Here is a 212-nt window from a genome sequence, read left to right on the forward strand (position 1 = left end):
GCGGCCAGGATTCCTGATGCTATTATTATCCCAACTCCCCACATCCAATACCCCTCCTATGCGTACACTACCTCCCGCATTCACAGTCAAATCATACCCCACATAACTAACGTAACTCGTCGATAAACGCATCGTTAACCCCGAATTGAACTGAACCTCTCCTCCACTCGTAACAGTCAAACCCTTCAACGTATTCGTGTTCTGACCAGTCG

At 48.1% G+C, this 212-nt stretch carries 1 protein-coding gene; it reads right to left on the bottom strand.

Annotated elements, in window-relative coordinates:
• A partial coding sequence (locus tag U0R10_RS11390; protein ID WP_377984096.1) for a hypothetical protein occupies positions 1-212 on the bottom strand: 212 nt, incomplete at both ends.

Source organism: Aquirufa avitistagni (genome assembly GCF_042715545.1).
GTDB lineage: Bacteria > Bacteroidota > Bacteroidia > Cytophagales > Spirosomataceae > Aquirufa > Aquirufa avitistagni.